7 protein-coding genes are annotated in these 13,865 nt (G+C 65.9%); 5 read left to right on the top strand and 2 right to left on the bottom strand.

Annotated features, from left to right (window positions below; all coding sequences use genetic code 11):
* The first annotated feature begins 103 nt into the window (after positions 1 to 103).
* A complete protein-coding gene (locus M1E17_RS22005; RefSeq protein ID WP_457964173.1) occupies positions 104 to 2,254 on the top strand; it encodes a cytochrome c oxidase assembly protein in 2,151 nt (716 codons plus the stop codon).
* Entirely contained in the window at positions 2,254 to 4,236 is a 1,983-nt protein-coding gene (locus M1E17_RS22000) for an NHL domain-containing thioredoxin family protein (RefSeq protein ID WP_457964172.1), read from the top strand. Before M1E17_RS22005 ends, M1E17_RS22000 begins: the two co-directional genes overlap by 1 nt.
* 105 nt (positions 4,237 to 4,341) lie before the next feature.
* On the opposite strand, the gene M1E17_RS21995 is transcribed toward M1E17_RS22000, so the two are convergent.
* On the bottom strand, positions 4,342 to 5,334 hold the full coding sequence (locus tag M1E17_RS21995) for a hypothetical protein (protein WP_457964171.1): 993 nt from the start codon (positions 5,332 to 5,334) through the stop codon (positions 4,342 to 4,344).
* Between the two features lie 131 nt (positions 5,335 to 5,465).
* Complete coding sequence (locus M1E17_RS21990) at positions 5,466 to 7,181, bottom strand: helicase HerA-like domain-containing protein (RefSeq protein WP_457964170.1); 1,716 nt, start codon at positions 7,179 to 7,181, stop codon at positions 5,466 to 5,468.
* A 231-nt stretch (positions 7,182 to 7,412) separates the two neighbouring features.
* Here M1E17_RS21990 and M1E17_RS21985 point away from each other — a divergent pair, with 231 nt between their 5' ends.
* The 3 genes from M1E17_RS21985 (at position 7,413) to M1E17_RS21975 (ending at position 13,841) form a co-directional block, all read left to right on the top strand.
* Entirely contained in the window at positions 7,413 to 9,746 is a 2,334-nt protein-coding gene (locus M1E17_RS21985; protein ID WP_457964169.1) for a chromosome segregation ATPase, read from the top strand.
* A gap of 217 nt (positions 9,747 to 9,963) precedes the next feature.
* A complete protein-coding gene (locus M1E17_RS21980) occupies positions 9,964 to 10,953 on the top strand; it encodes an LLM class flavin-dependent oxidoreductase (protein WP_457964168.1) in 990 nt (329 codons plus the stop codon).
* A 257-nt stretch (positions 10,954 to 11,210) separates the two neighbouring features.
* Positions 11,211 to 13,841 carry a trehalase-like domain-containing protein gene (locus M1E17_RS21975; protein WP_457964167.1) on the top strand — a complete coding sequence of 877 codons (2,631 nt, stop codon included), beginning with the start codon at positions 11,211 to 11,213 and terminating at the stop codon, positions 13,839 to 13,841.
* The last annotated feature ends 24 nt before the right edge of the window (positions 13,842 to 13,865 follow it).

Raw genomic sequence — 13,865 nt, 5'->3', positions numbered from 1 at the left:
TCAAAGCATCAGTGGAGCGGCGCCCCCCGGGGTGCCGCTCCCTTGCTTTTAAGTGCTATCAAGCCGATTCGCCGAGCAGGCACCCGTGGCGGACAATGGATAGGTGCCTTCCGCAGCAAAGTCCCGTTCCACAGCAGCCCATCCATCCCCTGGCAGGGGAGCATCGGGCGAGGCTGGCGGCGTCTTGGGGGTTTCCCGGCCGTGGCAGGTGGCAGGGCTTGCAGCACTGTTCCTGGGCCTGGCGGCGGCACTGCTGTTCTCCGGTGCGGCCGCCGCCCGTGAGGTCTCAGACCCGGGCGCGTTGGTCCGCTGGGGACTTCCCGTCAGCAAGGCCATCCACAACGTTTCCCTGGCGACGGTCATCGGCGGCCTGATCTTCGCCGTCGGAATTCTCCCCAGAACCTCGGGACCACGTTCCAGGACCAGCGATAGCGATGCTCCCGAACACCCGGCTTTTGCCCGCGCGCTGGCTGTGGCAGCCGCCGCCGGTGCGGCCTGGACATTGTCGGCCATTGCGGTGCTGGTGCTCACCTACGCCGACGTGGCCGGCCAGGGGGTGTCAGGGGACGCTGAGTTCACGCAGGCGCTGGTGTTCTTCATGACGGACATCGAAACGGGGCGCGCCTGGCTGGCGGTGACCATCATCGCCGCCGTCGTAACCACAGCACTCTTTGGTGTGCGGTCCCTCAATGCCTTGGCCCTGACCCTGATCCTGGCTTTGGCGGGGCTGGTGCCCCCAGCGCTGATTGGGCATTCGTCGAGTTCCTCTGACCATGAGGGCGCCATCAACTCCCTGGGCCTGCACTTGGTGGGTGTCAGCGTCTGGGTGGGCGGGATCATCATGCTGGCCCTCATCTCCGGGATCCTGACGGGTTCCAAGGCCGGGGCGGGCACCGACATTACCGAGCCCACGTTGCGCCGGTTCTCCACTCTTGCAGGCTTTGCCTTTGTCCTGGTGTTTGCTTCCGGTGTGATGAATGCAAGCATCCGCATCACCAGCTGGGGCGACCTCTTCGGCTCGCCTTACGGGCAACTGATCCTGGCAAAGTCAGCGGCTACCCTGGTCCTGGGCGGCATCGGACTGATGCACCGGCAATGGGTGATCCCGCAGCTGGGACGGAAGGGAGGTGCCTTCTCCTCCCGCAGGGTGCTGTGGCAGTTGGTACTGGTGGAACTTCTGGTCATGGCGGGGACCTCCGGTGTAGCTGTGGCGCTGAGCCGCTCAGCGCCACCGCAGCCCACCAGCTTTGCGCCTGACGCATCCCCCGCCTTCATCCTCACCGGCTATGAACTCCCGCCCGAGCTGACGCCGGAACGATGGCTCACAGAGTGGCGGCTGGACCTGCTCTGGGTTGCCCTTGCCCTGTTCGGCCTGGTGTCCTACTTCCTGGGCGTGGCCAAAGTCCGCCGGAGGGGGGACAAATGGGCGTGGTTCCGTTCCGTGAACTGGGTGATCGGCCTGCTGGTGCTGACCTACATCACGTCGGGGCCGCCGGCGGTCTATGGCCGTGTCCTTTTCTCGGCCCACATGGTGGATCACATGGCCCTGACCATGGTGGCACCAATCTTCCTTGTTCTCGGTGCCCCCGTAACACTGGCCCTGCGGGCCCTGCCCGCCCGCGGCGACGGGTCCCGGGGCCTGCGCGAGTGGCTCCTGGTCTTTGTGCACTCCAGGTTTTCTCAGCTGGTGACCCATCCCATCTTTGCAGCCGGCAACTTCGCCGGCTCGATTGTGCTGTTCTACTACTCTGACGCCTTCGGCTTTGCCATGCGTGAGCACGTGGGCCACGAACTGATGAACCTGCACTTCGCGCTTACGGGGTACATCTTCATCCTGAGCATGATCGGCACGGACCCGCTGCCCCGCCGGGCGCCCTACCCCATGCGGCTCCTCCTGCTGCTGGCCACCATGGGCTTCCATGCGTTCTTCGGCGTGGCGATCATGGGCGGGACCAACCTCCTGGCAGCAGACTACTTTGGCAACCTTGGCCGGACGTGGGGTCCCTCTGCCCTGGTGGACCAGCAGATGGGCGGTGCCGTGGCCTGGGGCATCGGTGAGGTGCCCACGCTGCTGGTGGCGATCGGCGTCGCCATCATGTGGTCCCGGTCCGATGAACGCGAGAAGCGGCGCGTGGACCGGGCAGCGGACAGGAATAACGACGCCGATCTCACCGCTTACAACGATATGTTTGCCAAATTGGCCGAACGCGACGCCAAGCTGGCAGAACGCAACTCAAAGCTGGAAGGACGCTGATGAGCGAAACCGTACGCACCCACCACCGGGTCCGCGCCTCCGAACTGGTGGGCCGCAACTGGCTCAACACCGGCGGCAAATCACTGGACCTGGAAGCCCTGCGCGGCAAGATCGTGCTGCTGGACTTCTGGACTTTCTGCTGCATCAACTGCCTGCATGTCCTGGACGAGCTGCGGCCACTGGAGGAACAGTACTCCGACGTCCTGGTGACCGTGGGCGTCCACTCGCCCAAGTTTGAGCATGAAGCCGATCCGGTGGCACTGGCTGCGGCCGTGGAGCGCTACGAGATCCACCACCCCGTCCTGGATGATCCCGAGCTGGAAACCTGGAAGGCGTACACCGCCCGCGCCTGGCCCACCCTGGTGGTCATTGATCCCGAGGGCTACATCGTGGCGCACCTCTCGGGCGAAGGCCACGCCGATGGCCTGTCCGTCCTCATCCCCGAACTGATCGCCGAACACGAGGCCAAAGGGACCCTGCACCGCGGTTCCGGCCCATACGTGGCACCGGAACCAACCTCCGGCACCCTGCGCTTCCCGGGGAAGGCCCTCTACCTTCCCGACGGGCGCGGTTCAGCCGCTGCCGCAGACGCCTCCGGGCATGGCAGCTGGCTTGTCACCGACACCGGCCACCACCGGCTGGTGGAGCTCGCAACCGACTTCAAGGCAGTACTGGCAACCTTCGGCTCCGGAACCAAGGGGCACGCCGACGGCGACGCCGCCGGTGAGGGAGCCACTGCCCGGTTCAACGAGCCGCAGGGCCTGGTCCTGCTCCCGGAGGACGTGGCAGCGAAGGTGGGCTACGACGTCGTCATTGCCGACTCGGTTAACCACCGCCTCCGCGGGCTGTCCCTGACGGACGGAAAGGCCACAACCCTGGCAGGCAACGGCATCCAGCGGCTCCTGGAAACGGGACCCGCCCGCGTGGATGAGGACGCAGCGGGCTTCACCGGGCGCCTCAGCGAGCACCCGCTGGAGGTTTCCCTGAGCTCGCCCTGGGATGTCATCTGGTCCAGGAAGCTCAACGCCGTGGTCATCGCGATGGCCGGCGTGCACCAGATCTTCAGCTTCGACCCGCTGAGTGGTGCCGTTGCTATCGCGGCGGGCAACGGCCTGGAAGGACTCCTGGACGGCGCCGCCCACGAGGCCTGGTTCGCACAGCCTTCAGGCCTTGCCGAGGACAGCGATGGCAACATCTGGGTGGCGGATTCCGAAACGTCCGCACTCCGCAAGCTGGTGATTGACGACGACGGCACGCTGACGGTGGAGTCCGCCGTGGGCAAGGGCCTGTTTGACTTCGGATTCCGGGACGGTGAGGCGTCTGCTGCCCGGCTCCAGCATCCGCTGGGGGTGACGGTTTTGCCGGACGGCTCTGTGGCCGTGGCGGATACCTACAACGGCGCGGTGCGGCGGTATGACCCGGCGGCGGGAACTGTCTCCACCCTTGCCCGGGGCCTGTCTGAGCCGTCCGATGTCATTGTGGACCACACCCAGGCGGCCGGCTCCGAGCCGCTGCTGGTGGTAGTGGAGGCGAACCAGCACCAGCTGGTGTACGTTCCCATCCCCAAGGAAGCCCAGCAGGTGGATGAGGGTGCGGTCCAGACCCACCGGCCCAAGAGCCCCGTCGCCCCCGGGCTGCATGAGCTGACCGTCCGCTTCACCGCTCCCACGGGCCAGAAGCTTGATGACCGCTGGGGCGATCCCACCCAGCTCAAGATCTCCTCCACGCCCCCGGAGCTCATCGTGTCCGGCGGCGGAACGTCCGTGGGCCTGCTGCGCACACTGGAGCTCGCCTCCGACGTCCCGGAAGGCATCCTGCACATCGCTGCCCGCGCCGCTGCATGTGACGGTGCCGAGACGGAGGACGGCGAGATCCCTGACCATGCGGCCTGCCACCTCTACCAGCAGGACTGGGGCATCCCCGTTCTGATGACGGACGACGGCGACAGGGAACTGGTCCTGGACCTGCGCGGCATGGACTGATCACCGCCGTCGTGATCTGTTTCTGAGGCTGCCTCCCCTGCGCGCCACGGGAGGCAGCCTTTTGCCTGCGCGCCGGAGGGCGCCGGCGCGCAGCCGGCGGAGGGGCTAGTAGGTCAGGAGCGGCGTCACGTTGATAGTGTCGCCGTTGACGTCCAGGCGCGTGGTGAAGCTGAAGTCCACTTCCTCGTTCAGCGGGAACCAGGCTCCCGTGAAGGAGTTCTGCTGCAGCCCCTCCACCTTGGCCTTGCCGTCCAGCGGGGACACCACCCAGCGGCCGTCAAACGGTTCGATCGCTACCTCGGGGTATTTCGTCACGGTCCACTTGATGGTCCCGTCCTTCACCAGATTGTTGCTGGCGAAGTAGAAGGGGCAGTCCGGCTGGAGCTTCTGCTGCTTCACGGCGTCGGCCGCGCACGTGTCCAGGAACTCCTTGACCTTCGCCGACACATCCTCCCGCAGGTCGCCGGTGGCTTCGGTCAGCAGGTTCAGCGGGGCAACGGGTGCTTCCCGGGACGTGACAGTGGCACGTGTGGGCGGGGCAGCGAAATATTCGCCGTTCAGTGACGCTTCATATTCGCCGGGATAGAACACGGCGAAGGAGTTGCGGCCATCGGGCATGTTCACCGGCACCCCGTTCAGCGTGGCCTCGCTGGCGTTCACCACGGTGATATCCAGTGTGGGCAGCCGCGACGGGACGAAGGCCCAGGTGTTGAAGAAGAGCCACTCCGTCCCGGTCTTCTCCAGCAGGAACTCGGTGCGGAGCCGGCTGCCGTCGATGGTGTACTCCATGGGCACCATCACCTGCTCGCCGGTGCGTTCCTCGGCCTTGCCGATCTTGACATTCGTGAAGCGGGAAGCGGCGGTCTGCAGGGCGGTACCGTCCAGCATTGCGGCGTTGCCGGGGGGCACAGCGGCCCGCAACAGGCCCAGCGCCTTGCCGCCGTCGCCGTCGTGCAGGGCGTCCAGATATTCACGGACCGGCTGCTGCGGACTGGCAACTGTGTTGTTGACCAGGTTCACGGCAACCACCGCTCCGGCGACGGCAAGCATGAGGCCCAGCAGCCATACGGCCGCCATCTTCACCAACGCTTGACTCATCTGCACGTCCCTTACGTTACCTGCAACCCCAAGGAATTCAGGTTTCGCGGGCGCCAGGAGGGACCGGAAACGGACGCATTCGGGACGTCCGACGACGGCGGATCAGGCACCGGGGGACCGGCAGGTTCTGGTTAGCGGCGGCGCCTGGACGACGTTCCGAACACGCCCCGGAGCAGTTCCCGGCCGAGCTGTGTTCCCATGGATCTGGCCATGCTTTTCAGGCCACCGCCCAGTGCACCGCCCAGCGCTCCAGCCAGATCGTCCATCATTCCGCCGCCGGCCGGGACCGGACGCTCGCGCGGCGCCGGAGCGGGTTCGTGTCCCGGACTTGATGTTTCCGGGAACGGCGCCGGTGCGGGCCGGCTGCTGGGCCGGCCCAGGATTTCCTCCTCGATCCGGCGGGCCTCGGCGTCGACGTCGGCCTGGCTGGCACTCTCCGGAACCGGCGGCTGGCCGGGCGCGGCTGGCCCTGTGTCCACGGCCGGAGCAGCGCCTGTTTCTCCCCTGAGTTTTTCGTAGGCAGAGATGTTGTCCACAGCAGTGCCGTACTTCGCGAGCAGTGCAGAGGCGGCCACCGTGCTTTTGACGAGCTCGTCAGTGCTCGGGCCCATCACGGATTCGGGTGCGCGCAGCCGGGTCAGGGCCACCGGCGTCGGGGCGCCTTTCTCGTTCATGACGGTGATGACTGCCTCACCGATCCCTGCGGAGGTGAGGGTTTCTTCAAGGTCGTAGTCACTGACCGGAAAGGTGGAAACCGTGGCCTTGAGGGCCTTGGCGTCCTCAGGGGTGAAGGCGCGGAGGGCATGCTGGATGCGGTTGGCAAGCTGGCCAAGGACGGCGGCGGGTACGTCCTTCGGAGTCTGGGTGACAAAGAAAATGCCCACACCCTTGGAGCGGATCAGCCGGACGGTGGTGGTGATGGCGTCCAGGAAGGCTTTGGAGGCGTCGCTGAACAGCAGGTGGGCCTCGTCCAGGAAGAAGACCAGCTTGGGCTTGTCCAGGTCGCCAGCCTCGGGGAGGTCTTCGAAAAGGTCCGCCAGCAGCCACATCAGGAAAGTGGAGAAGAGCATGGGCTTGGTCTGCAGCGTGGGCAGCTCCAGGCAGGTGACCACTCCGCGGCCGTCAGGGGCTGTGCGAAGGAGCTCCGCGGTGTCGAATTCCGGCTCGCCGAAGAACCTTTCCAGCCCCTGGGCTTCCAGGTTGACCAGTTCGCGCAGGATCACCCCGGCCGTTGCCTTGGACAGGCCGCCCAGTTCCTCCAGCTCGTCCTTGCCCTCGGCTGAGGTCAGGAACTGGATCACCGAACGGAGGTCCTTCAGGTCAATAAGTTCCAGGTTCTTTTTGTCCGCGAAGTGGAACACCAGCTGAAGGCTGGATTCCTGGGTGTCGTTGAGTTCCATCACCCGGGACAGCAGGATGGGGCCGAAGGAGGTGACAGTGGCGCGGACGGGAATGCCGTTGCCGTCGCCACCGAGGGCGAGGAACTCGACGGGGAACGTCTTGCCCGCCCACACCTGCCCGATGCTGTCGGTGCGGGCTGACAGTTTCCCGCTTCCGGTGGCTGCCGTCGCCAGGCCGGAGAGATCCCCCTTGATGTCCGCCAGGAAAACGGGCACCCCTGCAGCTGAGAGCTGCTCGGCCATCATGTGCAGGGTGACGGTCTTGCCGGTGCCGGTAGCTCCGGCCACCAGGCCGTGCCGGTTCATCATGGCCAGCGGCAGCCGGACCTGGGCTTCCTTGTGCAGCTCCCCGTCGATGATGGCCGCGCCAAGCTCGATGGTGGCGCCTTCAAGGGTGTAGCCCTGCTGGATGGTGGCAACTTTTTCCGCGGTGGTTTTCTTCGCCATGCCGTTAGCTTAGCCGCGGCGGCGCGAGTTTCTCGGTGAAACTTTGCGGGCCACAAACTGCTGCGCGCCGGGACGAAACCAAGTAGTGCCCGGCGCGGGCCCCCAGAAAACGAGTACTCGCGGAAAAAAGTCGAGTGGCGACTACGCGTGTGGCCGAACCATGCCCACCCCTACGGTTGGCCTATGCAGCGGCCAAAGCGGGCCGCGCCCACGGTCTCACCAGGAGTCTTCATGAGTAATGTTCGCTCAACGCCAGCCCTTACCCGACGCCTCGCAGCTGCGGTTGTCCTTCCCGGTCTCCTGACCTCCACCCTCGTTTTTGCCATGCCCGCTGCTGCCAATTCCGGTTCCGGGACAGGCATCTGCACGGGCGTGGTGAATCAGTTGGCGCATCGCGGGACCGTCCAGGAGAATCTGCTCAGGGCTTCCGCCCGGAAGAACGCGGAGCTGATCGCTGCGTTGCAGGCTGATCGGGCCGGGCTGCAGGCAACTGCAGACAGCCTGACGGCGCAGATTGCCGCCGCGGACAAGGAACTGGCCGCCTTGGCCGCCGAGGCAACGCAACTCGACGGCGCCCTCGCTTCGGGGCAGGCCCAGAGCGCCGCTCTTGTAGTGACCCAGGACAGTTTGAACCAATCAATCGCCGATACCGAGCGGGAACTTGCTGCTCTCAGCACCCAGCGGACAGACGTCGAAGGACAAATAGTGCCTCTAAAGGCGGACCAGGTGAAGGCTGAGGCCGACCTCGCCCTGCTCAAGCAGCAGGCTGCTGAAGTCGACGCCGGGATCGCTGAGAAGACCAATCAGATCAACATCGCCGAAGGCGAAAAGGCAACCCTTCAGGCCGCCGCAGATGCTGCCGCCGCTGCGCTCGCGGAGCAGAATGCTGCCATCCGGATAGCCGAGGGAGAACTTACAGCGCTGACCGTCGCGGCTGAGACCGCCGCTGCCGCAGTCACCACTGCAGCCCAGGCCGTGAGCGAGGCCGAGGCTGAGCTGAACCGGCTCGTGGAGCTGGGGAATGCCGCGCAGGCCGAACTCGAAGCGCAGCAGGCAAAGGTCGATGACGCGAAATCGACGCTGGTCGACTCCCGGGCAGCGGCTGCGGCCGCAGCGGCGGCAGCGGCAGCCAAATCCGCGGCCATCAGCACCGCCCAAGGAGAATTGGCTGCCCTGCAGACCGACGTAACCGAGGCTACGGACGCCCTCAACGCCAAGAACGCCCAGATCACGACGGCACAGGCCGAATTGGTCACTTTGCAGGCAGAAGCCGCCGCCGCTGCCGCTGCCCTCGCAGTCAACACCAGCAAAATCGCAGCAGTCAATGCGGAGGTTACCTCCCTGCAGGGGAAGATCATCACACTGAACGCGTCGATCGCCGCCAAGCAGTCGGCTCTGACCACCGCCATCAGCGATCTTGAAGCCCTCAATGTCACTAAAGCGGCCCTGGACGCTGAGATCGCATCGCTCACTGCACAGATTGATGACATCAAGGGCAACTCCTCCCGAAAGCGCGCCCTGCAGGACGAGCGGACCGCCAAACAGACTCTGCTGGACGCTGCGAATGCCCAGATCACCGACAAAAACACGCTGATCTCGGGCCTCCAAGGCGACCTGAATGCGCTCAATACCCAAGTAGCCGCCCTGAACTCCCAGTTGCTGGCCAAGCAGCAGGAAAGCAGCATCTTGCAGCAACAGGCCGCACCACTGCAGGCAACGGTCACGGCGGCGAACGCCGGCGTTGCGGCCAAGGAAGCCGAGATTGCAGCCCTGAAGTCCGAGGTGCCCGACCTCCAGGCCGCCGTAACGCAGGCCAAAGGTTCGGTCACGGCAAAGCAGGGTGAACTCAGCGTCCTTCAGGGGCAGCTCCCGGCGCTACAGGATGCGGCGGCAGCCGCCGCAGACGCCGTCACGGCACAGGCGATAGTTGTAGCGGATCTTGAATCGGCACTCCCGGGACTGACTTCGGGAGTCGAAGACGCCAAGGCAGCTATCGCCGGCCAGAAGTCCGTCCTGGCAGGATTGCAGACCCGGCTGGCAGAAGCTGAGGCCTCGCTGAACTCCGCGAACGCTGCTGTTGAGGACAAGAAGGCTGAGCTCGGCACCTTGGAGAGCCACGTCCCGGCACTTCAGACAGCCGTCGACGAAGCAAACGCCGCAGTCGCAGCTAAGACCGGTGAAATCGATTCGTTGAATCTGATACTGGACAAGCTCGTGGCTGACCTCAAGAGCCTCAACACCCAGATCAGCGGGAAGGAAGCCGAGATCCTGAACCTGCAGACCCGGGTTGCGCCGCTTTTGGAGCAACTCAACAGGCTAAACGGCGAAATCAGCGCCGGGGAAGCTGCGCTGAAGGCTTTGCAGGGTGAGCTGTCGACGCTTGATAAGCAGCTCACGGATGCACAGGCATTGCTCAGGACGCTGGAGGCACAAAAGAAGGTGAACAAGGACGCCGTGGCGGTCCAGAAGAAGTTTGTGGGCGATGTGCAGGGCAAGCTTGGAACAGTCCAGAACCAGATCAAGGCAATCGACGGGCAGATTGTTCTGGGCGGTTGCGTGGCGTGACGTCGTAACGTCGCCCAGTTACCTAACGCATAGAAGGGGTCCGGCCGAAAAGGCCGGGCCCCTTCCTGCGTTCGCCAAAAGGTGTGATACCCGCCGCAGTGGTCAGAATTGGGCGGCCTGCAGAAATAACCGGAGTGCCGGCGTCGTTGTCCACAGTGTGCCCGGCCGCGAACAGGCCGGCACCACTACGCAACGCATTTGAAAGGCCGGCAGCGACGTGACTCTTCCCCTCTCCATTCTTGATCTGGCAACCATCGGCAAGGGCCAGACGGCGGCGGAGAGTTTCGCGGGCAGCGTGGCCATGGCGCAGCGTGCGGAGGAGCTGGGCTACCGGCGGATCTGGTACGCCGAGCACCACAACATGTCCTCCATCGCCTCCTCCGCCACCAGCGTGCTGATAGCCCACGTGGCGGCGCACACGGAAAGCATCAGGCTGGGCGCAGGGGGCATCATGCTGCCCAACCACTCCCCGCTGACCATCGCCGAGCAGTTCGGCACCCTGGAGGCACTGCACCCCGGACGCATCGACCTTGGCCTGGGCCGTGCCCCCGGCAGCGACCAGAACACCATGCGCGCACTGCGCCGGGACCCGATGTCCGCCGACAGCTTCCCGCAGGACGTCCTGGAACTGCAGGGCTACCTCACCGGCCCCACCCGGATCCAGGGCGTGGAAGCAACCCCCGGCAAGGGCACAAACGTGCCGCTGTACATCCTTGGCTCCTCTCTGTTCGGCGCGCGCCTGGCTGCCCAGCTGGGCCTGCCCTATGCCTTCGCCTCGCATTTCGCGCCCAACGCGCTGCAGGACGCCGTGGCCCTCTACCGCCGGGAGTTCAAGCCGTCGGCCCAGTTGGATGCCCCGCATGTGATCGCCGGCGTCAACGTGATTGCTGCGGACTCGGCGTCCGCCGCCCAGGAAACCCTCCAAGCCACCAAACGCGCCCGCGTTTCGCTGTTCTTCGGCGCTGGACGCGAGTTCACCGACGACGAAGCGGACATGATCCTGGACTCCCCGCAGGGGCAGCACGTGGCGCAGATGATGACGTACTCGGCCGTCGGGACCCCGGACGCCGTGATCGAGTACCTGGATGAGTTCGGCAGGCACTCCGACGCCGACGAACTCATCGTGGCGCACCAGAGCACCGATCCGGCTTCCAGGCTGGAATCTGTTGAGCTGCTGGCCCAGGCTGCAGGCCTGGCCCGGGTGTAGCTCCGGGCCCAGCATGATGCAGCCGGCTGGCGGAAGACTGCACACCGCAGCCCTTGCGCCGGTGGTGCCTGCCGCCGTCGAACTTAACATGGCGGCAACGGCAGGGACATTCAGGCGAAACTGCCTCCGAGCAGGATGAACAGTGCCCCCTCTGGAGTTCCGTCAATGGAATTCCGGGGAGGGGCACCACCCGGTAGCCCGCCAGGAAATCCAGCGGCTGCCTTCCCGGGCCAGGTTCTGCCTTAAGGGGTACATGGATGCCAACGCCTTTGAACCAGACCGTCGCGGACACCGCGCTGCTCACCAAATCGCTGCCGCTGGGCCTCCTGCGGGCCTTCGTGCAGTCGGACGCCGCCGACGACGGGCTGACACCAACGCTCCTGGCCCAGCTGAAGGTCCTGGCACGCGCGCCCGGCCTCCTCGTGGCCTGCAACTACGGCGGAACCCTGTGCGACGCAGAGGGCATCTCCACCGAAACGCTGCCGCTGGGGAGCGCCGCGATTGCACTGCGCGCCCTGGCCGCCTTGCCCAATACCCATGCCGCCGTGATTTCCGGGCGCTCGCTGCGTGACCTTGCCGCGGTGTCCCGGCTCCCCGCTGAAGTGCACCTCATCGGATCCCATGGTGCGGAGGCGGATATGGGGTTCGCCCACACACAGTCCCTGGCCACCGAAGCCGCCCTCCAAAGAGCAAGTACCGCACTGTCCGAGGCGGTGGGGTTCCAAAAGGGGATCTGGATTGAACGGAAGCCGGTGGCCGTCTCGGTGCACACCCGGCCGGCCGCACCGGACGTCGTGCGGGCGGTCACAAACACGGCACGGGAAATCGCCCGCGCCCACGGGCTGTTCTTTATTGTGGATGGCTCCGTGCTGGACCTGTCCGTTGTGGAACCGTCAAAGGCCGATGCGCTGGAGAGCCTGAGGTCCCGGCTGGGCGCCAGCGCAGCCATGTATGCGGGGGACGCCTACAGCGACGAACTGGCCATGGCCACACTCCGCGGCCCGGACATGGGCCTGCGCGTGGGCCCCGGCCAGACCGCCGCCGGCCACCGGCTGCGCGATCCGGAATCCTTTGCCCGGGTGCTCGCGATCCTTTTTGAACTGCGCCGGGCCTGGCTCTTCGGCGAGGACGCGGTGGGGCTGGAACGGCATTCCATGATCGGCAACGGGTCCTCCACCGCCCTGGTCACTCCCGACGCCAAAATCTGCTGGATGAGCCATCCACTGCCCGATTCCGGCTCCCTGTTCGCCCACATCCTGGGCGGAGATGCCGCCGGACACTTCTCGGTTGAACCGGTCAAGGCCTCGCAGGTGCTGGGCCAGCGCTACGTGGACAGCACCATGATCGTGGAGACACGCTGGGCGGACGTGACCGTCACGGACTACCTCGAACCGGCACCGGAGGGCATCACCAGCCTGGTCCGTGTGCTCTCCGGCAGCGGCGCGGCCAAGATCGTGTTTGCGCCGCGGCCGGACTACGCCAACGCCCCCTTCAGCATGGAGGCCCGCGGTGACGAAATCCACGTGGTGGGCACGTCGGACCCCATCATTCTCCTGTCACCAGGCGTTACGTTCGCCATCACTTCGGACGGACGGCACGCCACCGCCACGGCATCAGTGAACCTGCAGGAAGGGCCCGTGGTCCTCAACATGCGCTGCGGCGACACCGAGCCGCAGCCCGCAGACCCGGGCGGCGAGACTCAACGCCGTGCCGGGGTGGCGCATCACTCCCGCCGCTGGGTGCAGGACCTGGAGCTGCCCGACGTCAAGCCATCCCTGGTGCGCCGCTCGGCGCTGGTGCTGCGGGCCTTGGTACACGCACCCACGGGCGCCGTGCTGGCCGCCCCCACCACGTCCCTGCCGGAAGGCATCGGCGGAACCCGCAACTGGGACTACAGGTACTGCTGGCTGCGGGACGGATCCATGACCGTAAACGCGCTCGTGGATCTTGGTTCTTCGGCGGAGGCAGCCGGCTTCCTAGACTGGCTGGGCCGCATCCTGGAGAATGCGCCCGGCCCCGAATGGCTGCACCCGCTCTACTCAGTGACGGGGGCGCCGTTATCCACCGAAGCCGTGATCGACAGCCTTCCCGGCTATGCCGGTTCCCGTCCGGTGCGGATCGGGAACGCCGCCGACCACCAGGTCCAGCTGGACGTTTTCGGCCGCGTCGCCGAGCTTATCCACGCCCTCAGCGAGCGGGAGGGCGCGCTCGCCGATGAGCACTGGGAACTGATGGTGCAGATGGCGGCAGCCGTGCTGGCCCGCTGGCACGAGGCCGACCATGGCATCTGGGAGGCGCGGCGGGCACCCCGCCATCACGTGTATACCAAGGTGATGTGCTGGGTGACCCTGGACCGTGCGCTGCGCACCGCCGCCCGTCACGGCCGGGCGCCGGAACCGTCCTGGGCCCCCACGGCCTCCGTGATCCGGGACGAGGTCCTGCGCGAAGGCTGGGATGACTCCGCGCGGTCCTACACCGTCGCCTACGACAGCCCGGACCTGGATGCCGCCGTCCTGCACATCGGGCTCTCCGGCCTGCTGGATGTGAACGACCAGCGCTTCCTGGACACCGTCACCGCCGTCGAACGGGAACTGCGGGTAGGGCCAACAGTCTTCCGGTACAGGTACGACGACGGCCTGCCGGGCCTGGAGGGCGGCTTCCACATCTGCACCACCTGGCTGATTGAGGCGTACGTTGCGGTGGGCAGGATCGAGGAGGCCTGGGACCTTTTCGACCAGCTGGTGAACCTCTTTGGTCCCACCGGCCTGCTGCCGGAGGAATACGATCCGGGCACCGAAACGCATCTGGGGAACCATCCCCAGGCCTATTCGCACCTCGGATTCATCCGCTGCGCCAGGATCCTGGACGGGCATCAAGGTAAAAAGTAGTCGGCTTTCAGGTCAGGTACCTAG

The organism is Arthrobacter sp. D1-29, from assembly GCF_054130585.1.
Note: the sequence above shows the minus strand (reverse complement) of the source record. Positions and strands in the feature narration are given on the sequence as shown.

Excerpts from the sequence above, each read along its gene's own strand:
- M1E17_RS22000 (WP_457964172.1), top strand. The coding sequence starts at position 2,254 with ATGAGCGAAACCGTACGCACCCACCACCGGGTCCGCGCCTCCGAACTG.
- M1E17_RS21995 (WP_457964171.1), bottom strand. The coding sequence starts at position 5,334 with ATGAGTCAAGCGTTGGTGAAGATGGCGGCCGTATGGCTGCTGGGCCTC.
- M1E17_RS21990 (WP_457964170.1), bottom strand. The coding sequence starts at position 7,181 with ATGGCGAAGAAAACCACCGCGGAAAAAGTTGCCACCATCCAGCAGGGC.
- M1E17_RS21985 (WP_457964169.1), top strand. The coding sequence starts at position 7,413 with ATGAGTAATGTTCGCTCAACGCCAGCCCTTACCCGACGCCTCGCAGCT.
- M1E17_RS21975 (WP_457964167.1), top strand. The coding sequence starts at position 11,211 with ATGCCAACGCCTTTGAACCAGACCGTCGCGGACACCGCGCTGCTCACC.